This window comes from Parasedimentitalea psychrophila (genome assembly GCF_030285785.1).
Classification (GTDB): domain Bacteria; phylum Pseudomonadota; class Alphaproteobacteria; order Rhodobacterales; family Rhodobacteraceae; genus Parasedimentitalea; species Parasedimentitalea psychrophila.
Genome location: NZ_CP127247.1, coordinates 2,822,312 through 2,848,073, shown reverse-complemented (window position 1 = coordinate 2,848,073; position 25,762 = coordinate 2,822,312). Strand labels below are relative to the sequence as shown.

Below are 25,762 nucleotides of genomic sequence, written 5' to 3'. Positions count from 1 at the left end.
TATGTAGTAAGCAAGAGGCACGATCTGTTCAAGGGGCGCATGTGATCAACATTTCGGAACGAACATTTCAGGGTTATGCGCGCGCAACGGGTTCGGCTGGCATTCGCAACAAGTTGTTGATTTTGAATACAACGGGTCTGAGCGAGCTGACCGCCCGGCGAATTCATGCTGCTCTGCCGGGTTCCTTATTTGCCTCAACACCGTTTGGCGGTGGCATGCTGGGTGAGGATGCACAGGTGCATGTTGATTCAATTCTCGGTCTGGCAAACCACCCCAACGCAGGGGCCGTGCTTATCCTGAGCGCAGATCGGCCACGCTGCGATATCATCAGCAACGCACTTGCCAAAAGCGGAAAACCATTTCACGCGATCGCATATGATGATGTTGGCCACGATACGCTGCGCATGACCGATCAGGGTATTCGAGCTGGCGCAGTGCTGAGCCGAGACATGTCGCGTCAACGTCCTACGTCCCAGCCTCTGTCAGACTTGGTTATTGGTCTGGAATGCGGTCTTTCCGATCCAACCTCAGGGCTTGGCGCGAACCCGCTAATGGGGCGGTTTTCCGATCAGATGGTCGCGGCAGGCGGAACAGCCATCGTCGGGGAGACACTGGAATGGCTTGGCGTTGAAGATCGGTTGGCTGCCCGTGCCAGGACACCAAAGATCGCCGAAGACATTCGCCAAGCCGTCTTACGCCGCGAGCGCATTGCACAAGACGCAGGCATCAATTTGACGGGAAACAACCCCAATCACGCAAACATAGAGGGCGGCCTCACAACGATTGAGGAAAAGGCAAGCGGTTCATCTGCCAAGACCGGGAACCAACAAATATCCGGTGTCTTAAAGTATGCCGAACGACCATCGGGGCGCGGGCTTTACCTAATGGATGCACCTTCGTATTCGCCGGAATCTCTGACGGGATTTGTTGCAGCAGGCGCGCAGTTGATGATCTTCAGCACAGGGCTGGGAAACAGTTATGTCAGCGCATTGGCGCCGACCATCAAGGTGTCTGCCAACAAGTTCACATCACAAGCCCTCCCCCAACAAATAGATTTCGACTGTAGTCGCCTTTTGTCTGGTGGGTCGTGGGACGAGGCAACTGCGAGACTGGCCGAGCATGTCGCAGACGTCGCCTCGGGAAGCCTTACATTTGGTGAAATCCTTGCCGAGGGCTCTGAAACGATCTCCAGATTTGGAGCCTCGCTGTGAAACCCTGTGTTCAACTGCAAGCCAACGACAATGTTGCCAATGTTCTTGAAGCGGTCATCAAGAATGATTGTCTTTCCGTTAGCGGGCATCAGTCGGAAGATTCCGTCGAGGCTCTTGAAAACATTCGTTGTTTTCACAAGGTCGCGCTTATTGATATCCCATCCGGCACCGATGTCGTGCGGGATGGCTATGTTATCGGTCGAGCAACGAGGGCAATCCAACGCGGCGCGTGGGTTCATGTGCATAACCTTGAAAGCAAGCGCGCATGACCGGCACGGTGTCCATCGGTCTTGGATTTGCGTCCTTAGGGGCGTCCCAGCAACTGCCGCTTGCGGATGATGTCGCGGAGAAGATTTTCGAGGCCGCTCTGGCATTGAACATCACCCGGTTTGACACGTCACCGCTGTATGGTGGTGGTCAATCGGAATACCGATTGGGGAAATTGCTTAAAGGGCAACCGCGTGACAGCTACATTTTGTCAACAAAAGTTGGACGGTACCGGCCTTATGGCGCAGTGCTTGCAGACCAGCGCAACAATCCAACTGACATCTACGACTATTCGGCCGACGCATGCCTGCGATCCATAGAGAAGAGCCTTGAACGGTTGGGGGTGGACAGGTTTGACATCGTCTACATTCACGATTGCGATCGTTTTGTAAAAGAAGCGGTGGCAGGGGCTTTCCCTGCCTTGTGCCGGTTGCGGGATCAAGGCGTGATTGGCCGCATTGGCTGCGCAAGCAACACCGCAAGCACCCATGAAGCGATACTGAATCGCGTTGATCTGGATGTGCTGATGGTGGCCAACAGTTACAGCCTGCTCACACAAGACGCGGGCGCACGATTGTTGCCTTTCTGCTTACGAAACAACATCTCGGTTGAACTGGCTGCCCCATTCAATTCCGGCATTCTAGCCACCGGTCCAGGCGACATGACGACAACGTATCGCTATGCCACTCCCGAACCTGAAATTCTGGATCGAACACGCCGGATTGCAGCGATCTGCGACGCCTACGGTGTGCCTCTCAAACGTGCTGCGCTACAATATTGTGCACGCCACCCAGCAGTCGAACGGCTTATCCTGGGACTTGTCGAACCTGATGACCTGCGCTGCAACATGGTCGACATGCAGATGAAAATTCCGTCGGAATTATGGGCCGATTTGGCGGAAATTGGCGTGCCTGATCCGATTGCCATCTTGGAAAAGAGCTGTCGGCCAGGCTCACAGAACTATGCAGGCAGGCCTGTCTCAAAGCGAAACATTCAAACGGCATCCACCGCTCACGAAAATCAAAAAGAAGACGTAGGAAATTACGCGAAGTTGCAACAACATCCAATCTCAGGAGAGTGAAATGAAAAGATTTCTAACTTTGATCTGCGCTGCCATGATGGCCTCGGCGACCAGTGTGGTTGCTGCCGGTTACCCCGAAAAACCAGTAAAACTGATCGTACCGGCCAAAGCCGGAGGTGCGCTGGATACAGTCGCACGTTTGATTTCCGTGCAACTTGAAGAAACGCTCGGCGTTCCCTTTCCGGTCGTGAATGTAAAAGGCGGAGCGTCCGCCATTGGTATTCGTCAGGCTGACGACGCCGATCAGGATGGCTACACCATGCTAGTCACCCACCAGCAGATGCTGGTCATCGGAGCGTCGGGATTGCTGGGTTTCAACCCGCTGGATAAATTTGACGGTGTTGGGCAAACCGGCCTGATGGAAAACTATCTGGTCTCCTACAAGGGCGCACCTTTTTCAAACATCTCCGAGCTAAAGGACTATGCGGCTGCGAACCCAGGCGAGGTCAATGCCGGGGTAAATATTGGTGGCCTCGGCCACCTTGTGATGCTGCAAATCGCCGATGGGTTGGGCGTCGATTTCAACTATGTCAATGTGCCCGGTGGCGGTGCCGCCAAGCTGAAGTCATTGCTGGGTGAATTCACTCATGTCGCGATACTCGGGAAAGGTAAGTTTGCGGGTCGTGAGGAACTTGTGCCACTGGCCGTTCTTGCCGACGAGCGCAGCGCCGCTGTGCCTGATACCGCCTCGGCCGGCGAAGAAGACTTTCCGGCGCGCTTCCAACTCGCATTCTGGTGGATGATGGGCAAAGGCGTTCCCGCTGAAGCGAAATCGATTATCGAACAGGCCCTTGGCGACATCATGGCCAAAGAGTCCGTGCAGGCCGAATTTGTCGAGCGCGGAATTGATGCGCCTCTGCATTTGAATGCGGCCGAGACGTCGGCCTCATTGGACGAGCAAATGGCCAACTATGCAGCATCTGTATCTGCGATATCCGGTAACTGACCGAACTGTCGCAATCTGGGATCAGTCTGGCGGAGGGAGCAAGGCTTGTTATGAATAATAGAGATCAAGCCATACTTTTTGCCCTGATCACTCTGATGGGAATGGGTGTGGTGGCGACCGCAATAGCGACGCCACCCTCCCGCTTTGACCCAGTGGGCACGCAAAACTTCATGGGTGTCATTGGGGTACTGGCAACAATCCTTGCCGCTGCGTGCGCCGTTTTTGCGTTCAGCCGGGCGCGACAAACGGGGGCGGAAGAGACCGGAAAGTCGCTCGACACGCTTAAGACGGGTTTGTTTTTTGTCGCTGTTCCAGCCGCAATGTCGGTTCTTATCGTTGAACGACTATGTTCGACAGAATTGGTTCTGATAGCGATCTTTGCCCTGATCGGCTTGCTGGTGATCAAGGTTTCGCCGGATCACAAGCTAACCGGCAAAACTCTGGGGTATTTGAGCATATCGGGCGTTGTTTTAACCCTGGGCGTGGCACAGCTGTTCAAAAACGTGCTGGGCCTGCCACTTCCATAATCGTGATCAGTGGATCTGCAACGCTGCCGGACAAAACTGCCGGAAATCGAGTGAGATAAAATACTATGGAAATTTTCCTGAGCACGATCACAATGGCGCTGGTTGTCTTCTCGATGACCGGAATGTTGGTTGGAGTGGTGGCGGGCGCAATCCCCGGCCTGAATGGCGGCATGGCCATGGCGCTGACGCTTCCCCTGACATTTTACATGGATCCGGTTTCGGCGCAGGGTCTATTGATCGGCATGTATGTGGGCGGTGTCAGCGGCGGCCTGATATCCGGCATTCTCATTGGAATACCCGGCTCACCCACGGCAGTCATGACGACGCTGGACGGCCATGCCATGGCTAAGAAGGGGCAGGCGTCACGCGCGCTGGCCCTTGGCATCGGCGCATCATTTGTTGGTGGTATGCTTGGCTGGCTGGTCTTGGCCTTTCTGTCTGCACCGCTTGCAGCCGTGGCTTTGAAATTCGGAAATTTTGAAACGACGGCCCTGGTGATTACCGGCATTCTCTTGATTGCCGCCGTGGGATCAGGTTCCTTGTCCAAAGCGTTGCTTGCCGGCGCTTTGGGCGCCCTTTGCTCCATTCCGGGCCTCGATCCGATTGATGCCACACCCCGTCTGACTCTAGGTATCGCGGATATGCAAAGTGGGTTTGGCTTGATACCGGTCATTCTGGGTATATTTGCCTTTGCACCCATCCTGCATGACCTTTTGACAAACCGGACCGCCGCGCCGCAGCAGGTGTCGACAACAACAAGCATGAAGCGCCATTTTTTCGCGGTGCTGACATATCCGTGGAACCTTATCAGATCGTCAGCGATCGGCACGGCCATCGGCGCGCTGCCCGGGGTTGGTGCTGCGATTGGCGCAATTGTCTCCTATTCGATTGCCCGCATCACATCCCAAAAGCCGGAGACATTTGGCTCAGGCGAGCCCGAAGGCATTGTCGCCGCAGAGGCAGCCAACAACGCAACCGTCATGGGGGCACTGATCCCGATGATCGCGCTTGGCATTCCGGGCAGTGCGGCTGACGTTATCCTGATTGCGGCCCTCACGTTGCAGAATGTTCAACTGGGACCATTGATGATTATCGATCATCCGAAAGAATTCTATGGCATTATCTCAGCGGCCTTGATCGCGAACTTTGCCATGTTGTTCTTTATGGTGCTGGCCAGTCGCCACCTGTTGTTTGTCTTGAAAATGCCCAAGTACATTCTGACTCCGACCATCTTGTTTTTCTGCATGGTCGGAACGCTGACCTATTCGAACAATCCGTTCGAGCTGTGGGTGTTCTTTGGATTTGCCGCTGTCGGTCTGATTTTCCTGTCCAGCGGGATCCCCTTGCCTGCCTTCATTATCGGATTTGTTCTGACACCGATCGGTGAAGAAGCCGTGCGGGCAGCGATGATGGAATCCAGAGGCAGTCTCATGCCCTTTGTCACCCGTCCTGTCCCCCTTGTTCTTCTAAGTCTGAGCCTGCTTGCCGTGTTGTGGGCGGCCAGTCAGGAACTGAAAAAACGTAAATTGACCGCCTGAACAGGCTGCCCCAAAATAACGAAAGATATCCCATGGAAGCCGGACCCGACCCGTTGGAAAAACGCCCCAATATTCTGATGATTTTTCCCGACCAATGGCGCGGTGACTGGGTTCATGCGATTTCCGGCATTCCTGTTCGCACCCCAAATATCGATGACATGGTGGCCCGCGGCGTCAGCTTTGGCCGCACATGGACGCCATGCCCGATTTGCGCCCCGGCCCGGGCCTGTCTAGCCTTGGGGCGCAGCTATGATGCCTCGCCAGTGCGTCACAACAAAGACAACCTGCCGCTAGACCAGAAAACCTTCTATCGGCTGTTGCTCGACAGCGGGTATCGAGTTGCCAACCTTGGCAAGTCAGATCTGCTCAAACAGGCACACAGCTGGGGCGCAGACGGGCGGCACATTGTAGACGACCGCGATGGGATGGCCGAGATTGGATTCAGCGATGGGTTCGACAGCGCGGGCAAGCATGATTCCATCAACGCCGCCGAAAAAGGCTGTATTGATCCCTATACGGACATGCTCAAATCTCAGGGCCTGATCGATGACTATGTGCGTGACTTTGAGGGCAGGTCATTGACTTCGCATGAACCAGTGCCACTGTCGGACTGGCTTGAGGGCCGATGGGTCGAACCGGTACAGGCCTATACAAACATCGAACCTGTCGAGATACCAAAAGACGCATATAGCGATAACTTCATCGGGCAAGCCGCCCTCGATATCCTCAAGAAATTTGACGGTGAGAACCCCTGGTTCACAATCGTGAACTTCCCCGGCCCGCACGAGCCGATGGACATCACTCCCGAGATGGCTGACGCGTGGAGAGACGCAGAGCTGCCCTATCCTGTCGGATGCCACCACCCGGACGAAACGCTCGTTCGCAACATCCGGCGCCACTATGCCGCGATGATCGAGAATATTGATCGCTGGATTGGAGCGTTTGTCGATCAGCTAAAGGCCCAAGGTCAGTATGAAAACACTGTGATAATATTTGCCAGCGACCATGGCGAAATGCTGGGGGACAGAAACTTGTGGCAAAAAGAAGTACCCTTTGAACCCGCCGTACAAGTCCCGCTTGTAGTCTCCGGTGTCGGCGTCGTTCCGCGCGGCAATTTGCCCGATACCCCCGCCAACCTTATTGACCTGCCCCCGACGTATCTTCGAATGGCCGGAGTTGCGGTACCAAAGGAATACAGCGGATTTGATCTGGGCCCGTTTCTTGGCGGAGATGACCAGATGCCGCCACAGAATACGCAAACAGGGCTGGGATCCTGGCGGGCGGTCACCGACGGGCGCTACAAACTGATTGTTGGTCTTGATGAAACTGTTCCTCAGGTAGAGATTCAATTTGGGCAATTCGATCACAGCCTGCCTGAGCCCGGAAAACTCTATGATCTAAAAAAAGACCCCCACGAATTGACCAACCTGTGGGACGAGGAAAAGGGCATTCGGGACAGGCTGTTGACCTTGATACCAAAAAGCTGAGCCGATTTTGGAGTATTCTGTGCGGTGCGTATAGTGATATCTTTAATAACGAGTTGTTTCGCAGGCGAGAAGCTCTGATAGCAAAATTGTGCTTGCCGGTAATGTAACGCATGGCCTTTGGTTTACCGTCTGTGGCTAACAATGATAATCCAATAGGTTATTCGTCGAAAACTATTTCTTTTTTTCTGACAACAACAGACATTTGATTTATTGGCAACGAACGACAATCCCCCCCCTTATTGGTGGTTAGGGGTGGATGTCACGGGTAACAAAATTACGGGCAAGAAGCTGATTTCCGGTGACGCGGATGACAATCAGGTTGTGACCATCGAAGATGGTGGCAACCTTTCAGGTAACTATATGTTTGAATTTTGGGGCAAGGATGCGCCGACTGAGGCGGGAGCTGGTCCGGGAGGCGACGACGAATTTCATATTGATCTGTCTGGTTTTGATGATGATTTTTCGATGTCAGTCAAGAGTATGGATCCCGGCGACTGTTTTGAGTTCACTGGTTTCGACAGTTACACAACGGTCGGCAATGTCTGGACGTTTGAATACACGGGGTCTGATGGTCAACCGCATACGGTGTCAATCGATGTCGAATCCGAAAATGGCACCGGTGTGGCCTGTGTTGTGGTTTGTTTTGTGCGCGGCAGTCGTATCCTAACGGTGGATGGCATTCGCCCAATAGTGCAGTTGCAAAGTGGGGACCAAGTTATATGCGGCGATGGCATCCGCTGTCCAATCCGCTGGATTGGCAGCTCGCACCTAGACAGTGCCCAGTTGCGCGCTCATCCCGAATTGCGCCCGATTCGCCTTGCGTCTGGCAGTCTGGCGCCGGGGTGCCCGCACAGCGATCTGCTGCTGTCGCCGCAGCACCGAATACTGCTAAACGATTGGCGCGCAGAAATGTTGTTCGGCGAACCAGAGGTTCTGGTAACTGCGACTTCGTTGCAAAATGATACTAGCATTTGTCCGGTGCAGACCTGCGAAGGCGTAGACTATTTCCACATCCTGCTGGACGGCCATCACACGGTCTGGGCCAATGGGGTGGAGTGTGAAACATTGATGCCAGCCGAGATGGCACAAACTGCTCTATCCGGCGCTGCACGGGAGGAAATTTGCCAAATTTTTCCGGAAATTGTTTCTGATATCTCTGCTTTTGGCGACCTATGTTACCCAGTTCTGAAACATCATGAGGCACGCAGTCTTTTGGACTTTGTCGCTCAAGCCGAGTAAAAGTCGAGCTTTCCTTTTTCCTTAACGGACTTATTCCACGGCCACTGTAATGTGCTAGCGCAGCAGCTTGTCTAGAAAATGCAGATTTGGGTGGCACATTTTGGGAGTGTTTTCTCTAACGCCTATAGTTCGACTGCCACAATCCAGAGCGCCGACTAAATCCACAGATTTCGGTTCCGCCCCGCTCTGCGGATCCTACCACGATCCAATTGCTGCGGCCTGAGCCAATGTCGGCAAGGCGAAAACTGCAGTGCAGCGTCATACTGATCGGTGAGAGTCCGCAATGGGCAGGTTCTGTCGATCCGACACACTTGGCACCCCTACTTTGCAAAGGTGACTAACTGCGCATAGCCGCCATTGGAGTTGACCGCAGCGAAGGTCCGGAACCCGCCCATAGTGTCGGATGCTGCACTATTCACCAAGGTCGCGAAAGTGCAGTTAGCTGACATTGCGGAGATGTGTCCAACACCCCCCCGTCAGACGGCGGCTATGCAGCACCTTGCGGTCATTCACTGTTACTGGCCCAACTGTCACTAACGGCCCAATGCGGACCTTGGCTATCAGATAAAGATACTGCGGCGCGGCACTTTATTGCGGTCATTCATTAATAGCGCAGCATTTCTGCGCTTCAGGTGACTGCAACGCGGACCGGTCCAAATTCAGGAAAGGCTCAATAATCGCCAGTTTTTAAACTCGCAGGCAATCACCTGCGCATAACATTCGTACCTGCATTACGGGTTAAGTCACATCTGTAGCTGTCGTGCCCTGACGCCATTCTTTTCGGAGAGTCAATCAATGTACTGGGGCGAAGCAGGTCTCAAACAAGATGTGTTCGGAAATGTGCCAGCGTCCGCTCCCAAGACAAATTCGCCATCACCTCGTCGTAGCGCGGCGTGCTGTCGTTGTGAAAACCATGGTTGGCGCCTTCGTAGAAATGCGCTTCATAGGTTTTTTCGTTTGCTTTCAATGCGGCTTCATATTCTGGCCAGCCCGCATTCACTCGCTCATCCAGCGCACCGTAGTGTAAAAGCAGAGGTGCTTGAATTTTCGGTACATCCTCGGCGGCAGCTTGACGGCCGTAATAGGGTACAGCGGCCCTGAGTTCTGGATAGGCGACCGCGGCTGCGTTTGCCACGCCGCCACCATAACAGAACCCGGTAATCCCAATGTTACCGGTCGAGCCATCGTGGCTCATCATGAATTCCACCGCTGCGAAGAAATCATTCATCAGCTTTCCGCGGTCGACCGACTTTTGCATCGCCCGTCCTTCTGCGTCATTGCCGGGATAACCTCCAACAGACGTAAGCCCATCCGGTGCCAACGCCATGAAACCGGCTTTGGCAAGCCGGCGGGCGACATCCTCAATATAGGGATTCAGACCGCGATTTTCGTGGACCACGACGACGGCTGGTAATTTACCCTCAACACCTGCTGGGCGCACCAAATAGCCGCGCACTTCTCCATGGCCATTGGGCGAAGGATACATGATGTATTCAGGAACAATATCAGGGTCGTTGAACGATACTTGTTCCGCCAAAGCATAATTCGGGGACATCATCCCCAGAATCGCCGAGGCCGTCATGCTCGCCACAGCAAATTTCGCGGCCCCATCCAGAAACTGACGTTTCGTAATCATTCCATGGGCATAAAAATCGTAAAGTTCTAGAAGTTTAGGGTCGAAGTCCTTTGCGGTTAACCGAGCCATCACCTTATCTCCTGCGAGTGAACATAGGTTACACTAGCATATCTTGCAGGATTTTCCGGCGTTTCGTGGTCGCAGCAAACCCGTGGGTGTGCCGCGCGCCGCACAGCGGTAGGGGATAGGCACGTTTTCGACAAGGTTCCCGCACCAAACCTGAGGTTAGCTGCCTCACCAAGAAATTGTCACTCTGGGTTCACTGCCGTCATTAGCAGAAAATTTCCTGCATTAGTGAGCCGAATGGCTGCTTTGTGGGAAACGAGCCTGACAGTTTGCCATCGCAGCGAACTTCCGCTTTCCGCCCTTAGTGACCAAATGTGCAGGGTGCAGCAATCAGGCTACTTCTCTCTCTCCTCACGGTCACTAACGGCCCACTGCGGCCATTGGTGCCAAACACGTCTAACGGCAGCTTCCAGCCCTTCTACGACATTCGTGCTGGGTGCAGCATGACGCGGTATATCGAGCACAAAGGGCGGAAGGACTAAGCCGCTCTCGCGGCAATGGCGCTCGTGTTGAGCGTTCCACACCTACGCAAAATCTGTGCATTTTGTATTCTGACGAACCTGTTCGACGATTGGGCCTTCTCAATCTTTAGACAGGAGGCTTCCATGAAAGAGGAGAAGACAACGTCGCTGCGAGCGCGGATGATCGAGGATATGCGCATTCGCGGACTGAAGGAGTTGACGCAGAAAGGGCATATCCGTGCGATTAAACATTTTGCGGCTTTCCTTGGCCGCTCGCCTGATACCGCAACACCAGATGAGTTGCGCGCCTATCAGTTGCACATGACAGACACTGACGTTTCGACGACGACCTTCAACACCCGGATCGTCTCGCTCAGACTATTTTTCGGCGTGACCTGCGGGCGCGAAGAGATGAAGCGATACATGCAGTTCCGACGCAAACCGAATAAACTGCCCGTTGTGCTCAGCGTCGAGGAGGTATCCGATCTGCTGACAGCCGTTCCTGGTCCTGGCCTCAAGTATCGGGCTGCTTTGGGCATTAGCTATGGCGCTGGGTTGCGGGCGTCCGAAGTTTGCCACCTCAAAGTGGCCGACATCGACAGCGACCGGATGTTGATCCATGTCGACGAGGGCAAGAATGGCAAAGACCGTAAGGCGATGCTGTCGCGAAGGCTTTTGGAACTGCTGCGGGACTATTGGCTTGAGGCACGACCCGAGGGCTGGCTATTTCCCGGAAAACCCAAGATCAATCCGCTGTCACCACGCCAGCTCAATCGCGCCTTCACCTCGGCAAAGCACATGGCGGGGATCAACAAACCGGCGACACTGCATACTCTGCGGCATAGTTTTGCGACCCATCTGCTGGAGGCCAATACCGATGTGCGGGTGATCCAGGTCCTGTTGGGTCATTCCAAGCTGAGCACGACAGCGCGCTACACCCACGTCGCCACTAAGACGATCCGCAATACGGTCAGCCCGTTCGACAACCTCAAACAGTTGCAGGATCACACGCTCCGACGAGGGTTGGAGTGACGCTCGGGGCCGGTGTCTCGTTCGAAGCTGGAGATTGCTGATATTTTTCGAAAGTACGGTCCCGCATGGCGGCAGGCCAATGCTGGGCATATCAGCCTCAGCCAACTTAAGGTGATGTCGGCGATAGAGGCCTGCCGGACCGAGGCGCTCGGTGGCCATGTGGCGGCTTGCACCAAATGCGACCACGGCCATATTGCCTATAACTCCTGCAAAAACAGGCATTGCCCGAAGTGCCAGGGGCCAGCCGCACGGGACTGGATGGCGGCGCGTGCTGAGGACCTGTTGCCGGTAGAGTATTTCCATGTCGTCTTCACCCTGCCTGCCGAGATTGCCCGCATCGCATATTGGAATAAGAAGGCAGTCTATAGCCTGCTGTTCAAGGCGTCCGCCCAAACGGTAATGACCATCGCGGCCGATCCCAAGCGCCTCGGCGCACGCGTTGGTATGACAAGCGTGCTGCACACTTGGGGATCAGCACTAACACATCATCCCCATGTGCATATGATCGTGCCCGGCGGCGGCCTGTTGCCGGATGGCGTAGGCTGGATCAAATGCAGACCGGGGTTCTTTCTGCATGTGCGGGTGCTGTCCAGGCTGTTCCGCCGCCTCTTTATCGAAGGATTGATGGCCCTCCATAACGCAGGCGAACTGAGCTTCTTCGGGGATCTGGGTGGGTTGGCAAAGGCTGACACGTTTGCTACTTGGCTCGCCCCGTTCCGCAAATCCGAATGGGTAGTCTATGCCAAACTGCCCTTTGGTGGGCCAGAGGCGGTACTGGCCTATCTCAGCCACTATACGCATCGTGTCGCCATATCGAACTCCCGCTTGGTCAACGCAGACGCCGAGGCCGTGACCTTCCACTGGAAAGACTATCGCATCAAGAATAGCAACCGGCAGAGGGTCATGCGCCTCTCCACCGGCGAGTTCATACGCCGCTTCCTGATCCATGTCCTACCCGACGGCTTCCACCGCATCCGTCACTATGGCTTGCTGGCCAGCTCGACCCGCAAGGCCAACATCGCCAGGATACGCGCCCTGCTTGAGGTGGAGCCGCCTGACCAGGAGGTCCAGCAAAGCGCCGAGATTATCCCTCTCACTCTACGGGAGCCGTGCCCTTGCTGTGGCGGACCGATGCGCATTGTCGAGATATTCCGCCGCGGGCAACAACCAAGATCGAGGGCACCACCGAGGGAGCAGGCCGCATGACAAATCGCCCATTCCATTGGACGATACCTTTCTGGTTCCATCTCAGGGCCCGGACTAAACGGTCTGTGCCTCGCATCCCAATGCGCACACGAACCCACCCGCACAAGTTCGAGCGACACCTTTATCTGGGGGGCACTGACGTTCCATCCGGCACCAAAGGCTCAATCGTTCTACCAAAGTGTCGGCCACTTCCAGCCGTAGAACCCATCCGCATCGCTCTTTCCCCATAGGCATCACCCAGCCCCCCGCGGCTTCCTCCTTCCGAGGTTTGTCAACGCGGGACGCCATCATTTGGAGGCAGCTGTCACGCCGCGCCCCGCATCGAAAAACCTTCAGGAAAGGAGCCGTTCGCTGCGTCGAACACTAACGACCGCTGTGCGGACCAAGCTGCTTTTTTCTTTACGGCTCAAATCACAAATATACGGCTAAACCTTCAGTTCAATTCGTTCCAACTGCATTCCCACCGATCTTTCGTTCGTGCTCAAATATTGCATCGACCAGAAAACGCACGCAAACCCGTACCCGTTCAGTCGCAATCACATCGGGGTGGGTCACCGCCCAAGTGGTGATGGCCCTGTCCGTCGTTGCTTCTGGAAGGCGCACAAGTGCAGGCTCTGCGTCTGCCAAAAAACAAAAGAGGTAGGCAAACCCCATTCCCGCCTTCACGGCACTAAGATGCGCCAGCATGTCCGAGACCACGTGGTGCACTTTGCACTCCGAATACGGTGTGTCATGGCGCCAATGATCTAGAACCTCTTTGCCTCCCATCGCAATCCATTGCGCTGTCGGATTTGCACCGGTGAAGCTGTGCGTCTTAGCGTATTCACGGGTTGCATAGATTGAATTGGCAAAGGAGGGCAGCTTGTAGGCAACAAGATTTTCGTCAGGCTGAACCTGAAACCGGATGGCTATATCCGCATTTCGCCGCCGCAGATCAGCGACGTCAAAAGTGGCGTCCATTTCGATTTCAATTTGCGGGTAGAGCCGAGCAAAATCGGCCAGAATTGGCATCAGTAAATGTTGCGCGAGCAACGGTGGTGCGGAGACGCGTACTGGCCCCGCCAATAGCGCGTCACGACCAAAAACTTCTCGCTCCATGCTGAGAATTTCACTTTCAACCCGCTCAGCGCGCACAACCATTGCCTCGCCTGTCTCGGTGAGGATAAACCCGTCAGGTTGGCGAATGAATAGCTTGATGCCCAGTTGCTCCTCCATGGCCTGTAAGCGACGCGACACCGTGGAATGGCTTACATTCAACAATTTGGAGGCTGATCGGACCGACCGACCCCGTAAAACAGCCAGAAAGATGCGCAAGTCATCCCACTCGAAAACCTTCATATTGCCCTCCTTGGCGTCGCTCATGTCCGCATTTTTCGGGTGGTGCAAAAGTGGAACAAGAGATTTTGATTATAGCCAGTTCTCCATCAATAATGAATGTCATATCTCGCTCTCAATGGAAACGGCAACCCGTTCGACACACATATGCGGAGACTAAAAGATGGGAAATGAAATCCTTGTTATTGGCGGCACCGGCAACACCGGTGCTCCACTTGTCGATCTGTTGAAAGACAGTGATCAAAGCTATCGCGTTATGGTGCGCAGCGACGAAAGCGAATCTAAAATGGCGTCAAAAGATGTGCCGACTGTCCGTGCGGAATTGGGGGACTGGCCAAGTGTTGCGGCTGCACTGGAAAACATTGATACGGTTTTTCTTGTGAGCAGCCCTTCCCCCGATATGTCGGTTCTGCACAAGGGGCTGATTGATTGCGCCCTATCTGCAAATGTGCGCAAAGTTGTGCGCATTTCGGCCGAACCTGCTCGGTACAGCAAGGGTCTTCCCATGTATGAACAACATACCGAAGTCGACAATTACTTAATGGCTGCAGGATTGGACTATGTCATTCTGAGGCCACATTACTTCATGCAGAACATCCCTCAAATGCACGCCAGTTTCATCAAGGAAAAGCAGATGTTTGCGCAATATCTGGGCGATACCCGCATTCCCATGGTCGACACGCGGGACATCGCAAAGGCTGCGTTCATTGGCCTGACATCGGATGAGTTCAACCGCCAAATTCAGTATATCACTGGCCCCCAGGCGATCAGTTTCTCCGACGTCGCCAAGGCGTTTTCAAAATCACTGGGTAAGGACGTTCAGTATGTGAACCTGCCATATGAGGATCAAAAGGCCGGTCTTGAAGCGTTTGGAACACCAGACATGATCGTCGAGACGGTCATGAAATTATTCAAGCTTTGGGCCGAGGGCGAAGATCAGCCCGCAAGCAATGATTTTGAGAAAATGACAGGGTCAACAGCAACAGACATCGACGCGTTTGCCCAAGAATTTGCACTGGCGCTGTAAGCAGTCGGGAATGAACCCCAAAAGTCCCGCGCCATGACAGATCGTGTGGCGCGGTGTATTGACATAATGGACAAAAATAATGCCCCAATTTCCTCCCCAGCTACCCCATGGCGAATTTCAAGAGATCTTTCCCGACATCTTTTTTCTAACCGGACAGATCAAAGTAGAGTCCGATCCGATTTCAGAGTTCAGCCGCAATATGGTTGTCATTCGGGACGGGATGGACCTCACGCTGGTCAACAGCATCCGCCTGAATTCAGCCGGTCTTGCAGCGTTGGATCACCTTGGCACGGTGAAAGCCATTGTTAGGCTCGGAGGGTTTCATGGACGCGACGATGCGTTCTACCTGAACCGCTACCAGGCTGATCTATGGACCCCTGAAGGTATGACATTTACTCGCGGAGAGAAAACCGACCAGTTTTTGCTGGACGGTCAAGACGGTCCAATCCCAGGCTCCTCTGCCTTTGTTTTTGATACGCCTGAACTACCCGAAGCCATTTTGCATCTAAAGTGCCACGGCGGCATTCTGATTACCTGCGACAGTTTTCAGAACATGCGTGGCCCGGACAAGTATTTCAACGACCATGCCGCCGAAAGCAAAGCGCGCCTGGGCTTTTTCAAACAAGCTGTCATTGGCCCCGGCTGGCGTAAGTTCGCAAAACCGGAGACAAACGATGTTGAACGTGTTTTGGAGTTGCAGTTCAACCATTTTCTCAGTGCCCACGGTGAACCCTTGCTTCATGACGCATACAGGGCGGTTGCCCTGTCGGTCAAAGGAGGGGATGTCTCATGAACGGGCGTTAAACAGGTGCCACGAAGAATGTGGGCCCTATGAAAATTGATAGGGCGGCTATGCCGGTAGGTATTTTCTGTCAATACATCGCATGAAAAGTCGGCTTAGGTGGCGGTTTCAACGGGTCGACGCAACACATGCATTGAAACGCTCGGCAGGTGTCTCATATCCTAGCGTTTTTCGAGGTCGTTCATTGAGCTGTCTTGCGACGGCACTCAGCTTTGCTTGACTATGTATCGACAAATCTGTGCCCCTTGGGAAGTACTGTCGCAGCAAACGGTTGGTGTTTTCGTTCGTGCCGCGTTGCCACGGTGATCGCGGATCACAGAAATAGACGTCGATCTCAGTCGCCAAGGTAAACTTCTTGTGCCCCGCCATCTCGCTTCCACGATCCCATGTCAGTGAACGGTAGAGTTCTTTTGGTAGTTTGTGAGCTTGCTTGATCAGCGCCTGAACAACGCTGTGACTGTCTTTGTTGCCAACCTTGGCCAGCATCACATAACGCGTATGTCGCTCGACCAACGTGGCAATGAAGCTGTTGCCAGAACCGGCGATCAAATCGCCTTCCCAGTGTCCTGGAACGGCACGGTCTTCCACATCCGCCGGTCTTTGTCGGATCGATATAGTGTCCTTGATTTGGCCAAGGCCGCTGCGCTTCATGGTGGCGTGGCGAGAGCGACGAATGGATCGCGTCGCCCGCAAGTGCGACAGCAATTCTTTCTTAAGTACATTGCGTGTCTGGATAAATAGGCTTCGGTAGATCGTCTCGTGGGAGACCCGTTTGTCTTCCTCATCGGGATGTTCGCGCATCAGCCAACCTGCGATTTGTTGCGGGGACCATTTGCGGGTCAGCTTGGCCGATATCGCTCGACATAGATAGATATTGCCTGCCAATTTACAGGGCTTTGGGCGATGGGCACGAGCCCATGCCGCTGCATCTGATTGAGCCGCACGGTAAAGTTTGGCACCACCGTTGCGCCGGATCTCGCGGCTGATGGTCGACGCAGACCGTTTCAAGGATCTCGCAATTGATCGCACAGATAGTTGCGCAGTCAGGCCTCGTGATATCTCCTCGCGTTCAGCCAAACTCAGAGCCAAACGGGACCTCATGCGATCTGGCGGACGGATACCACCGGTGCGCGCCAGCAGAGGATAAATCGATGATGATGCACGATCAAATCCACGTCCAATCGAACTCATCGACTCTCCGCGTTGCCAACGATCCCAGATCTCTGACTTCTGTTTATCTGTAAAAAAATGTCTGCGGCGATAGGCCATGATTTACACTCCGTCTTTCCATAAAGACTAAAGTGTTGCGTCGACCCGTTGAAACCGCCGTTCTATTCTGCCATTCGCTGCGCCGTCCACGAAGGCCCGCAATAGGCCGTTCGTGACATGTCGGCGCGTCCTGGGGGCCAACTTTGCAAAGGTCAAAAACTGCGCTTAGCTGCCGTTGGTGGTGACCGCGTCTAACGGCAGCAGTCAGCCCATAGCAGACCTGGCACCGAAACCAATCGCCGCAATAGCGGATGAGGTGGATGGCCCCTGCTTCATCCGGTGTCGCAATGCGCCATACTGCAGTTGTCATGTATTGCTGAGAGAGGAGCCACCCAATGACTGTAAAAACAGTAGGCCTGGATTTGGCCAAGGATGTGTTTCAGGTTCACGGGATATCCGAGACCGGACGCAAGGTTTTCAACAAGAAGATCAAGCGCGCGAAACTGCTGGCGTTCTTCGAGACGTTGCCACCCTGCACCGTTGGCATGGAAGCGTGCGGATCGGCACACCATTGGGGCCGAGAACTGCGCAAACTGGGCCATGACGTCCGACTGATGCCCGCGGCTTATGTCAAACCTTATGTGAAGCGGGGCAAGACTGACGCTGCCGATGCCGATGCCGAGGCGATATGCGAGGCAGTTCGGCGGCCTTCGATGCGGTTTGTCGAGATAAAGTCGACGGACCAACAGGCATTCCTTGCAGTGCATTGCTCCCGCGACCTCGTGGTCCGGCAGAGAACGCAAGTCGTAAACATGATCCGTAGCGTCCTGCGGGAGTTTGGGCATGTACTGCCGACAGGCGTAGAAGCTGTGAAACGCTTTTCTCAAAGCCATATGGATGGGGATCAATTTGACATGCCCGAGCTAGCCAACGGTATTCTGGGAACGCTGTGCTATCAACTTTTGGGGCTCAATGCGCGGATCGAAGGATATACCCTGCTCATCAAGCAACACGCTTTGTTAGATGCAAACTGCCGACGCCTCACGCGTATACCGGGTATAGGTCCAATCACGGCCTCAGCGATGGTGGCGACAATTGGAGACGGGAGCCAGTTCAGAACCGGTCGTGATCTCGCCGCATGGCTCGGCTTGACCCCGCTCAACAAATCCAGTGGTGGGAAAGAGAGGCTCGGAAAGATCACGAAAATGGGCGACAGATACCTTCGAAAACTACTGGTTGTCGGGATGACATCGCGCGCGCTGCAAGCAAGGAACCATCCTGAGCGCGCAGACCGTTGGACTGCGAACATCCTCGCTCAAAAGCCGTTCCGGCTTGCGACGGTTGCTATGGCCAACAAGTCAGCGCGAGTGATCTGGGCAGTTTTATCGAAAGGACAGCAATACAGGCAGCCAGTCGCATAGGCGACATGGCGGCCACGAGATGCAAGACGAATGAGGTGATGACGCGGCACAAGTCAACCAAGAGCCAGGACACTCCGGGAAGGTCACCGGCCCTTTGAGGTCGTTAAGCCGTTTGGATCCTCGCTCGCGGAAACCATCAGGGCCAGCAGTATTTTGAAAGTGCTGCACAAACAGGCCGGACAGACGACTGTACTGACAAAACGCTCCGAAATCGCCGAAAAACGCTTGCAATGCAGGAGCCATCCACAGAGGACCTTCAAGACGATGTGCAGCACGGGCCAGGCTGCGGCCATATCCGCCACTCGCTGCATCTGCGAAAACCCGAAACTAGGAGAGCTTACCGGCGTCACGAAGGTCGGAAGGACTAAGCCGCTCTCGCGGCAATGGCGCTCGTGTTGAGCGTTCCACACCTACGCAAAATCTGTGCATTTTGTATTCTGACGAACCTGTTCGACGATTGGGCCTTCTCAATCTTTAGACAGGAGGCTTCCATGAAAGAGGAGAAGACAACGTCGCTGCGAGCGCGGATGATCGAGGATATGCGCATTCGCGGACTGAAGGAGTTGACGCAGAAAGGGCATATCCGTGCGATTAAACATTTTGCGGCTTTCCTTGGCCGCTCGCCTGATACCGCAACACCAGATGAGTTGCGCGCCTATCAGTTGCACATGACAGACACTGACGTTTCGACGACGACCTTCAACACCCGGATCGTCTCGCTCAGACTATTTTTCGGCGTGACCTGCGGGCGCGAAGAGATGAAGCGATACATGCAGTTCCGACGCAAACCGAATAAACTGCCCGTTGTGCTCAGCGTCGAGGAGGTATCCGATCTGCTGACAGCCGTTCCTGGTCCTGGCCTCAAGTATCGGGCTGCTTTGGGCATTAGCTATGGCGCTGGGTTGCGGGCGTCCGAAGTTTGCCACCTCAAAGTGGCCGACATCGACAGCGACCGGATGTTGATCCATGTCGACGAGGGCAAGAATGGCAAAGACCGTAAGGCGATGCTGTCGCGAAGGCTTTTGGAACTGCTGCGGGACTATTGGCTTGAGGCACGACCCGAGGGCTGGCTATTTCCCGGAAAACCCAAGATCAATCCGCTGTCACCACGCCAGCTCAATCGCGCCTTCACCTCGGCAAAGCACATGGCGGGGATCAACAAACCGGCGACACTGCATACTCTGCGGCATAGTTTTGCGACCCATCTGCTGGAGGCCAATACCGATGTGCGGGTGATCCAGGTCCTGTTGGGTCATTCCAAGCTGAGCACGACAGCGCGCTACACCCACGTCGCCACTAAGACGATCCGCAATACGGTCAGCCCGTTCGACAACCTCAAACAGTTGCAGGATCACACGCTCCGACGAGGGTTGGAGTGACGCTCGGGGCCGGTGTCTCGTTCGAAGCTGGAGATTGCTGATATTTTTCGAAAGTACGGTCCCGCATGGCGGCAGGCCAATGCTGGGCATATCAGCCTCAGCCAACTTAAGGTGATGTCGGCGATAGAGGCCTGCCGGACCGAGGCGCTCGGTGGCCATGTGGCGGCTTGCACCAAATGCGACCACGGCCATATTGCCTATAACTCCTGCAAAAACAGGCATTGCCCGAAGTGCCAGGGGCCAGCCGCACGGGACTGGATGGCGGCGCGTGCTGAGGACCTGTTGCCGGTAGAGTATTTCCATGTCGTCTTCACCCTGCCTGCCGAGATTGCCCGCATCGCATATTGGAATAAGAAGGCAGTCTATAGCCTGCTGTTCAAGGCGTCCGCCCAAACGGTAATGACCATCGCGGCCGATCCCAAGCGCCTCGGCGCACGCGTTGGTATGACAAGCGTGCTGCACACTTGGGGATCAGCACTAACACATCATCCCCATGTGCATATGATCGTGCCCGGCGGCGGCCTGTTGCCGGATGGCGTAGGCTGGATCAAATGCAGACCGGGGTTCTTTCTGCATGTGCGGGTGCTGTCCAGGCTGTTCCGCCGCCTCTTTATCGAAGGATTGATGGCCCTCCATAACGCAGGCGAACTGAGCTTCTTCGGGGATCTGGGTGGGTTGGCAAAGGCTGACACGTTTGCTACTTGGCTCGCCCCGTTCCGCAAATCCGAATGGGTAGTCTATGCCAAACTGCCCTTTGGTGGGCCAGAGGCGGTACTGGCCTATCTCAGCCACTATACGCATCGTGTCGCCATATCGAACTCCCGCTTGGTCAACGCAGACGCCGAGGCCGTGACCTTCCACTGGAAAGACTATCGCATCAAGAATAGCAACCGGCAGAGGGTCATGCGCCTCTCCACCGGCGAGTTCATACGCCGCTTCCTGATCCATGTCCTACCCGACGGCTTCCACCGCATCCGTCACTATGGCTTGCTGGCCAGCTCGACCCGCAAGGCCAACATCGCCAGGATACGCGCCCTGCTTGAGGTGGAGCCGCCTGACCAGGAGGTCCAGCAAAGCGCCGAGATTATCCCTCTCACTCTACGGGAGCCGTGCCCTTGCTGTGGCGGACCGATGCGCATTGTCGAGATATTCCGCCGCGGGCAACAACCAAGATCGAGGGCACCACCGAGGGAGCAGGCCGCATGACAAATCGCCCATTCCATTGGACGATACCTTTCTGGTTCCATCTCAGGGCCCGGACTAAACGGTCTGTGCCTCGCATCCCAATGCGCACACGAACCCACCCGCACAAGTTCGAGCGACACCTTTATCTGGGGGGCACTGACGTTCCATCCGGCACCAAAGGCTCAATCGTTCTACCAAAGTGTCGGCCACTTCCAGCCGTAGAACCCATCCGCATCGCTCTTTCCCCATAGGCATCACCCAGCCCCCCGCGGCTTCCTCCTTCCGAGGTTTGTCAACGCGGGACGCCATCATTTGGAGGCAGCTGTCACGCCGCGCCCCGCATCGAAAAACCTTCAGGATTGCGGACCTTTGATGCGATCTGTATTAACGGCAGCTTTGCGCAAAGGGGCTGAGCTATGGTTACTTTCAATCTACGACTGATGCGCACATGCCAAATAGAACTAGGAAAACCTTCGCTGCACTATCACTGCAACCAATTCTGAAATCAGGACCAGAATAACAATCGCGAGGGTCACGGCTGCTGCTTTATCATATTGGAAGGAGCGTACGTAAGTTTGGACATACAAACCAATCCCTCCTGCACCAACGATCCCCAAGACCAAGCTTTCACGTAAATTTAGCTCAAAGCGGAAAATGGTATCACGCAGGATAACCGGAGCCATTTGCGGCCAAATCCCCCAACGCAGCTGTTGCGCACGAGAGGCACCAGCGCTTTCCAGGGCTGCGACGGGAGCCGAGGCGACATTGTCGATCGCTTCGGCATAGAATTTGGCCAGCATACCGGTCGCATGGAATGTGATTGCTAAAATGCCTGGCAGTGGTCCCAAACCAACAGACCCCACCATCAACATCGCAACCACAATGAGAGGAATCGCCCGGATCATCGCAAGAAAAGCGCGCACGGGACGCCAGACCAGGTGGGGGAACAGTTTTTCCGAAGCCAGCACCGCAAGGCCCGCGGACAAGATCACCGAGAAGAATGTGCCAAGGATTGCAATGCGCAGGGATTCAAGCAAACCTTTCAGGATTTCGGGCCAGACGCTCCAGTCCGGGGGGAACATACGTGCCAGAAAATCCGCCAGACGTGGCGCGGCTGACGAGAGTTTGTCAGTGCTGATATCTGCGCTGAGTCCAGCCCAGATTACGGCCCCACCGATCAGTATCCAGATCAAGTTCCGTGTCATCAGTTGACCACACGCAGATCAGTTTCTGGGTGAAAACCATCATAGAGCTGGGCGACGTCTTTCTGGGTAAGCTGTGCTGCGGGGTTATCAAACATGATTTTACCATCGCGCAGCCCAATGACACGGTCTGCAAAACGCTGCGCAAGTTGAGGTTGATGAGAGCTGAAAATGACGGTCATCCCATCCTCTTGAACGCGTGATGTAATTAGGTCTAGCAATTTTTCAGCCCGCGACGGGTCAAGATTGCTAACGGGTTCATCGGCCAAGATCAGGCGTGGTTCTTGTGCAAGACAGCGTGCGATTGCAACGCGCTGACGTTGCCCGCCAGAAAGCTGATCCGCACGCCTATCTGCAAAATCAGATAGGCCAACATCAGCCAAAGCACGTGCAACAATCAGATGATCCTGGGTCTCAAACCAGCCCCAAAGAGAGGGCCAACGTCGCGTGTGCCCCATACGGCCATTCATGACATTTTGGTACACGCTCACGCGGTCCAGCAGGGCGAACTCCTGAAAGACAAACCCAACATCAGAGCGATCCTTACGCGTGATACGTTGGCCTTTTTTAAGGGATTTATTCAGAACCTGAGCCTCGCCAAAACCCAGCTTTAAGCGGCGATCCAGCAACCCCAGCAATGTGGACTTCCCTGCGCCCGATGGCCCAAGCAATGCAATGCATTCGCCTTCGGACACAGAAAGGTTGATGTTGCTCAACGCGGCAACGCCGTCAAATTCATGGGAAACACCACAAAGAGACAGGCATGCGGTCATTCGAGCAATCCGTATTTTCGTGCTATATCCCGTACGCCATCATAGGCCGCGACATCGGCGACGACATAGCCATCCGGGCCATAAAGATACGCCAAAAAGTGACCGTTCTCTGGGGCGTTTAGCGTCAGCATCATATCCGTGAACCTGACTTTCATCTCTGCAGCCAAGTCTGGGCGCGCAATGATCGCATGACTGGGGATTTGCACGGATTCACCAATCACCTTGATTTCGGTCTGTTGCTCTGGAGACAAGAGCATATCGGCATATTGACTGGCCCCTGCCGCATCAACAAGACCGTTTGCCATCGCCTGCATCGCTTGCTGATAACCACCAGCAAAGAAGCTGTTGCCAAAGAACTCCGCCGCCCCTTGGGTGCCTGTGAACAAGCCGTCCTCGACAAACAAATCAAGTGGATACAGATATCCAGACTCTGACACGGGATCGGCAAACGCAATGTCGCGCCCTTGCAGGTCAGCAAGCGTTTCGATGCCGCTGTCCTTGCGCACAAAAATCCGACCCGCGTAGCTCGGATAGCCCCGGTAGACCTCTGACACCAGTGGTTCCGCCCCGATTTGGGCTTCGGCCAGCACAAATGGCAGTGCCCCCATGAACGAGATATCAGCGTCGCCATTGCGCAATGCTTCAACAGCGGCAGCGTGGTCAAAGGTCACAAAACCCTGAACTGGCACACCCAGTTGTTCGCCCATCCATGTGGTGATGACATCAATATCCCCCAATAGTTTTTCGGGGTTTTCTTGCGGGATGAATGCAATTTTCAGGGTGTCTTGGGCGAGCGCACTCGATGTGGTGAGCGCGAGCGCGGTGATCGATGCAAGTAATGTGCGACGGCTCAGCATTAGTACATCCCTTCATTGATTTTAGATTGCAGGGCTTTGAAGGACTCCCACGCGGTGGCGGCGTCGCCCCAGTTGCCAGCGGCACTGGCATCGCCCACGGCCCGCAGATGCGCAGACAATCGATATACATCCGGTTTGGCTGCTTGATTGACCATGACCGAGGCGTCAGCCGCCAAATCAGGTGCAACGGTATCTACCAATAGCGAAATGTTTTCAGCGTCCTGCATTGGGATAAGCGTGTTTAGGGTCGAGGCAAAAGTGGTGAGCTCATCAAAGGCGAGACGGAAAGTGCTCTCGCGACCTTCAAACACCTGGTAGGGGTCCTGGCCATCGCCAACGGCCTCTAGGTAAGCGGTCAGATCGGCCCGTTCTTCGGCATCAAGGTTGAGGGATTTGCTGTCATTGAACCACTCCACCACACGACCAAGTGTCGGCAGGCTACCATCATGCATATAGGGAGCTGAGAAGTTGATGTTGCGCAGCGTCGGGGTTTCAAGCTGTGTTACTGTGCCGCCCTCAAACGGTGCTTCAGAGGTTCCGATGTCATAGGTTTGACCATCGCGAAAGCTGCGATCCGGCGTGTGGCATGTGGCGCAAGCACGACCGTTCAGGCCATCAAAAGGTGTGCTGAACAGCACTTCACCCCGCTTTGCAGCGTCAGAGGCTTGATCGGTCAATCTCCCTGCTCGATCAATCTGCGGGTTGGGCAGGAAATCAAACTGACGCATGTAAGCCAGCAAAGCATCTAGTTGAAACGGTGTCGGTTCCTCGCCTGCAAATTCGGTGACGATCACGTTGCGGGTGAAATCGCGCAGGCTGGCTTCGCGCCCATCGCGGCCATATGGGCCAGTAAAGCGGATGCCGCGCAAGGATGGCGTATCAAGGTGGTCATCGGTGCGGTCATTGAACATCGGGTTAAAGAACGACCCGTCCACATCCATCCCGCCCGCATGGCTGCTGAGGCCGGGAATGAAAAAATCACGGTTCACGTCAGATCGGTTGTGACAGGTAGAACAAGAGATGCCCAAGTCGCGCGCCGGTCCGCCGAAAATCTGCGGGCTGTCAAACAGCATATCGCCATAGGCAACCAGCGGCATGTCAGCCTCATCAAGGCCCGCTTCTTCGAATTGCAGTACCAGACGGGGGAATTCGCGCTGATCGGCGATGTCAGATCCAGGAGGGAGCGAAACCGGGACATCAATCTGTGCCCCTGACTGGACAATGGTCTCGGGCACAGAAGTTAGTTTGGCGCGTGGCGCGATATTGGCAGCTGTAAAGTTGTCGCGCAGATATGTCTCAATCACCTCACGTGCCTCAGTAAAGGCTTCACGGTCGGGATCAGGTGCCCCGGATTGCGATAGCCCGGCACTTCCCACGGCTGAATTCAGGGTTAACCAAGCCCGCCCAAGGGTGCGAAAGCCAGCGCGATCGCCTGCCTGAATGCCATCGGCGAATGCACGGTACAGGGCCTCGGCGCGGGCAACGTTTTGTGCCGCGTCTGCCGTGCCAAGCGCATCATTCGCTGCTGCGAGGAATTGTAAAATCCCGTTTTCCACCACATCAGTCGCAGCCATGAACAGCGCGTGGCGGTCCTGGTTTTCAACAGCCAATGTGACCGCGGAGGCCTCGGCGTCAGACATCTTGGACATTGCAGACACATTGGGTGCGCTGCCGGTGACAGGAGCGGTCCAGCTGTTTTCCAGCTTGCCCCATGGCAACGGATCAAGATTTCCCAAAAACAATGTCAGACGATATGCGGCGGCACGAGGGGCCCAAGGAGCGTCTTCAAGCGCGGTGGCCTGTGCCGTCACGGGCAGCAGGCACAAAACAGTTGTGGTCAAAAATCGTTTCATTGCGTGTCCAAAAGTTATCCTT

Annotated in this window: 22 protein-coding genes and 1 pseudogene; 15 read left to right on the top strand and 8 right to left on the bottom strand. The window is 54.9% G+C overall.

Annotated elements, in window-relative coordinates:
* Window positions 1–41 precede the first annotated feature (41 nt).
* The 8 genes from QPJ95_RS13865 (at window position 42) to QPJ95_RS13830 (ending at window position 8,296) form a co-directional block, all read left to right on the top strand.
* Entirely contained in the window at window positions 42–1,211 is a 1,170-nt protein-coding gene (locus tag QPJ95_RS13865; protein ID WP_270921019.1) for a UxaA family hydrolase, read from the top strand.
* Complete coding sequence (locus QPJ95_RS13860) at window positions 1,208–1,480, top strand: UxaA family hydrolase (protein ID WP_270921018.1); 273 nt, start codon at window positions 1,208–1,210, stop codon at window positions 1,478–1,480. The genes QPJ95_RS13865 and QPJ95_RS13860 overlap by 4 nt, the downstream gene beginning before the upstream one ends.
* Entirely contained in the window at window positions 1,477–2,559 is a 1,083-nt protein-coding gene (locus QPJ95_RS13855; RefSeq protein WP_270921017.1) for an aldo/keto reductase, read from the top strand. Before QPJ95_RS13860 ends, QPJ95_RS13855 begins: the two co-directional genes overlap by 4 nt.
* Window position 2,560: 1 nt before the next feature.
* Window positions 2,561–3,505 (top strand): Bug family tripartite tricarboxylate transporter substrate binding protein, encoded by a 945-nt coding sequence (locus QPJ95_RS13850; RefSeq protein ID WP_270921016.1) that lies wholly within the window; start codon window positions 2,561–2,563, stop codon window positions 3,503–3,505.
* Window positions 3,506–3,555: 50 nt separating this feature from the next.
* Window positions 3,556–4,032 (top strand): hypothetical protein, encoded by a 477-nt coding sequence (locus QPJ95_RS13845; protein WP_270921015.1) that lies wholly within the window; start codon window positions 3,556–3,558, stop codon window positions 4,030–4,032.
* 65 nt (window positions 4,033–4,097) lie between these two features.
* A complete protein-coding gene (locus tag QPJ95_RS13840; protein WP_270921014.1) occupies window positions 4,098–5,570 on the top strand; it encodes a tripartite tricarboxylate transporter permease in 1,473 nt (490 codons plus the stop codon).
* 32 nt (window positions 5,571–5,602) lie between these two features.
* Entirely contained in the window at window positions 5,603–7,057 is a 1,455-nt protein-coding gene (locus tag QPJ95_RS13835) for a sulfatase family protein (RefSeq protein WP_270921013.1), read from the top strand.
* A gap of 252 nt (window positions 7,058–7,309) precedes the next feature.
* The gene (locus QPJ95_RS13830) at window positions 7,310–8,296 is read left to right on the top strand and encodes a Hint domain-containing protein (protein ID WP_270921012.1); all 987 of its coding nucleotides are present in this window, start codon (window positions 7,310–7,312) and stop codon (window positions 8,294–8,296) included.
* An 817-nt stretch (window positions 8,297–9,113) separates the two neighbouring features.
* On the opposite strand, the gene yghX is transcribed toward QPJ95_RS13830, so the two are convergent.
* A complete protein-coding gene (gene yghX, locus QPJ95_RS13825; protein ID WP_270921011.1) occupies window positions 9,114–10,001 on the bottom strand; it encodes a YghX family hydrolase in 888 nt (295 codons plus the stop codon).
* A gap of 602 nt (window positions 10,002–10,603) precedes the next feature.
* Between yghX and QPJ95_RS13820 the strand changes: the two genes are divergently transcribed.
* The gene (locus tag QPJ95_RS13820; RefSeq protein WP_270921271.1) at window positions 10,604–11,491 is read left to right on the top strand and encodes a tyrosine-type recombinase/integrase; all 888 of its coding nucleotides are present in this window, start codon (window positions 10,604–10,606) and stop codon (window positions 11,489–11,491) included.
* Window positions 11,492–11,503: 12 nt separating this feature from the next.
* Entirely contained in the window at window positions 11,504–12,697 is a 1,194-nt protein-coding gene (locus QPJ95_RS13815) for an IS91 family transposase (protein WP_270921270.1), read from the top strand.
* A 438-nt stretch (window positions 12,698–13,135) separates the two neighbouring features.
* Here QPJ95_RS13815 and QPJ95_RS13810 read toward each other — a convergent pair whose 3' ends face one another.
* Both QPJ95_RS13810 and QPJ95_RS24220 read right to left on the bottom strand, forming a co-directional pair.
* On the bottom strand, window positions 13,136–13,837 hold the full coding sequence (locus QPJ95_RS13810) for a LysR substrate-binding domain-containing protein (protein ID WP_270921262.1): 702 nt from the start codon (window positions 13,835–13,837) through the stop codon (window positions 13,136–13,138).
* Between the two features lie 63 nt (window positions 13,838–13,900).
* Window positions 13,901–14,035, bottom strand: a pseudogene (locus QPJ95_RS24220) (helix-turn-helix domain-containing protein); the annotation flags it as partial.
* A gap of 160 nt (window positions 14,036–14,195) precedes the next feature.
* Here QPJ95_RS24220 and QPJ95_RS13805 point away from each other — a divergent pair.
* The gene (locus QPJ95_RS13805; protein ID WP_270921263.1) at window positions 14,196–15,059 is read left to right on the top strand and encodes an NmrA family NAD(P)-binding protein; all 864 of its coding nucleotides are present in this window, start codon (window positions 14,196–14,198) and stop codon (window positions 15,057–15,059) included.
* A 79-nt stretch (window positions 15,060–15,138) separates the two neighbouring features.
* Window positions 15,139–15,852 (top strand): hypothetical protein, encoded by a 714-nt coding sequence (locus tag QPJ95_RS13800; RefSeq protein WP_270921264.1) that lies wholly within the window; start codon window positions 15,139–15,141, stop codon window positions 15,850–15,852.
* A gap of 117 nt (window positions 15,853–15,969) precedes the next feature.
* Here QPJ95_RS13800 and QPJ95_RS13795 read toward each other — a convergent pair whose 3' ends face one another.
* The gene (locus tag QPJ95_RS13795) at window positions 15,970–17,130 is read right to left on the bottom strand and encodes an IS30 family transposase (protein ID WP_286018123.1); all 1,161 of its coding nucleotides are present in this window, start codon (window positions 17,128–17,130) and stop codon (window positions 15,970–15,972) included.
* Between the two features lie 335 nt (window positions 17,131–17,465).
* On the opposite strand from QPJ95_RS13795, the gene QPJ95_RS13790 reads away from it, so the two are divergent.
* The 3 genes from QPJ95_RS13790 to QPJ95_RS13780 all read left to right on the top strand — a co-directional run bounded on the left by QPJ95_RS13790 (window position 17,466) and on the right by QPJ95_RS13780 (window position 21,076).
* A complete protein-coding gene (locus tag QPJ95_RS13790) occupies window positions 17,466–18,491 on the top strand; it encodes an IS110 family RNA-guided transposase (RefSeq protein WP_270921292.1) in 1,026 nt (341 codons plus the stop codon).
* Between the two features lie 491 nt (window positions 18,492–18,982).
* The gene (locus QPJ95_RS13785) at window positions 18,983–19,870 is read left to right on the top strand and encodes a tyrosine-type recombinase/integrase (RefSeq protein ID WP_270921271.1); all 888 of its coding nucleotides are present in this window, start codon (window positions 18,983–18,985) and stop codon (window positions 19,868–19,870) included.
* A gap of 12 nt (window positions 19,871–19,882) precedes the next feature.
* Window positions 19,883–21,076, top strand: a complete 1,194-nt coding sequence (locus tag QPJ95_RS13780) for an IS91 family transposase (RefSeq protein WP_270921270.1) — start codon at window positions 19,883–19,885, stop codon at window positions 21,074–21,076.
* 440 nt (window positions 21,077–21,516) lie between these two features.
* On the opposite strand, the gene phnE is transcribed toward QPJ95_RS13780, so the two are convergent.
* The 4 genes from phnE to QPJ95_RS13760 are packed head-to-tail and all read right to left on the bottom strand — an operon-like array spanning window position 21,517 to window position 25,740.
* On the bottom strand, window positions 21,517–22,248 hold the full coding sequence (gene phnE, locus QPJ95_RS13775) for a phosphonate ABC transporter, permease protein PhnE (RefSeq protein WP_270921210.1): 732 nt from the start codon (window positions 22,246–22,248) through the stop codon (window positions 21,517–21,519).
* Between the two features lie 11 nt (window positions 22,249–22,259).
* Window positions 22,260–23,030 (bottom strand): phosphonate ABC transporter ATP-binding protein, encoded by a 771-nt coding sequence (locus QPJ95_RS13770; protein ID WP_286018122.1) that lies wholly within the window; start codon window positions 23,028–23,030, stop codon window positions 22,260–22,262.
* Window positions 23,027–23,887 carry a phosphate/phosphite/phosphonate ABC transporter substrate-binding protein gene (locus QPJ95_RS13765; RefSeq protein WP_270921208.1) on the bottom strand — a complete coding sequence of 287 codons (861 nt, stop codon included), beginning with the start codon at window positions 23,885–23,887 and terminating at the stop codon, window positions 23,027–23,029. Before QPJ95_RS13765 ends, QPJ95_RS13770 begins: the two co-directional genes overlap by 4 nt.
* A complete protein-coding gene (locus QPJ95_RS13760; RefSeq protein ID WP_270921207.1) occupies window positions 23,887–25,740 on the bottom strand; it encodes a cytochrome c peroxidase in 1,854 nt (617 codons plus the stop codon). The genes QPJ95_RS13765 and QPJ95_RS13760 overlap by 1 nt, the downstream gene beginning before the upstream one ends.
* Between the last annotated feature and the right edge of the window lie 22 nt (window positions 25,741–25,762).